Origin of the sequence: Ferrimonas aestuarii (assembly GCF_005116665.1) — a bacterium.
GTDB classification, from domain to species: Bacteria; Pseudomonadota; Gammaproteobacteria; order Enterobacterales; family Shewanellaceae; genus Ferrimonas; species Ferrimonas aestuarii.
The window spans coordinates 1-1,613 of record NZ_SWCJ01000036.1; the positions used below are offsets into that span (position 1 = coordinate 1).

1 rRNA gene is annotated in these 1,613 nt (G+C 52.3%); it reads right to left on the bottom strand.

From position 1 onward, the window contains the following. Positions 1-46 precede the first annotated feature (46 nt). Positions 47-1,601 (bottom strand): 16S ribosomal RNA (locus FCL42_RS21470). Positions 1,602-1,613: the final 12 nt, after the last annotated feature.

A 1,613-nucleotide genomic window follows, 5' to 3' on the forward strand; every position in this document is an offset into this window, starting at 1 on the left:
TCAGACAATCTGTGTGAACACTCAACGCAAAACCGTATCTATTTCGTAAGGAGGTGATCCAGCCCCAGGTTCCCCTAGGGCTACCTTGTTACGACTTCACCCCAGTCATGAATCACTCCGTGGTAAACGCCCTCCCGAAGGTTAAGCTATCTACTTCTGGAGCAACCCACTCCCATGGTGTGACGGGCGGTGTGTACAAGGCCCGGGAACGTATTCACCGTAGCATTCTGATCTACGATTACTAGCGATTCCGACTTCATGGAGTCGAGTTGCAGACTCCAATCCGGACTACGACCAGCTTTATGGGATTAGCTCACTATCGCTAGTTGGCAACCCTTTGTACTGACCATTGTAGCACGTGTGTAGCCCATCTCGTAAGGGCCATGATGACTTGACGTCGTCCCCACCTTCCTCCGGTTTATCACCGGCAGTCTCCCTAGAGTTCCCACCATTACGTGCTGGCAACTAAGGACAAGGGTTGCGCTCGTTGCGGGACTTAACCCAACATTTCACAACACGAGCTGACGACAGCCATGCAGCACCTGTCTCACGGTTCCCGAAGGCACACTCGAGTCTCCTCAAGCTTCCGTGGATGTCAAGAGATGGTAAGGTTCTTCGCGTTGCATCGAATTAAACCACATGCTCCACCGCTTGTGCGGGCCCCCGTCAATTCATTTGAGTTTTAACCTTGCGGCCGTACTCCCCAGGCGGTCTATTTAATGCGTTAGCTTTGGAACCCACGCCTCAAGGGCACAGACTCCTAATAGACATCGTTTACGGCGTGGACTACCAGGGTATCTAATCCTGTTTGCTCCCCACGCTTTCGCATCTGAGCGTCAGTCTTTGTCCAGGAGGCCGCCTTCGCCACTGGTATTCCTTCAGATCTCTACGCATTTCACCGCTACACCTGAAATTCTACCTCCCTCTACAAGACTCTAGTTTGCCAGTTCGAAATGCAGTTCCCAGGTTGAGCCCGGGGCTTTCACATCTCGCTTAACAAACCGCCTGCATGCGCTTTACGCCCAGTAATTCCGATTAACGCTCGCACCCTCCGTATTACCGCGGCTGCTGGCACGGAGTTAGCCGGTGCTTCTTCTGCGAGTAACGTCACAGATGTAAGGTATTAACTCACACCCTTTCCTCCTCGCTGAAAGTACTTTACAACCCGAAGGCCTTCTTCATACACGCGGCATGGCTGCATCAGGCTTGCGCCCATTGTGCAATATTCCCCACTGCTGCCTCCCGTAGGAGTCTGGACCGTGTCTCAGTTCCAGTGTGGCTGATCATCCTCTCAAACCAGCTAGAGATCGTCGCCTTGGTGAGCCTTTACCTCACCAACTAGCTAATCTCACTTAGGCTTATCCAATCGCGAAAGGTGCAAAAGCATCCCCCTCTTTCCCCCGTAGGGCGTATGCGGTATTAGCCATCGTTTCCAATGGTTATCCCCCTCGACTGGGCAAATTCCTAAGCATTACTCACCCGTCCGCCGCTCGACGCCCAGTAAATCCACCGAAGCTTCAATACTGTCGTTTCCGCTCGACTTGCATGTGTTAGGCCTGCCGCCAGCGTTCAATCTGAGCCATGATCAAACTCTTCAATTAAAAAGTTTTTTG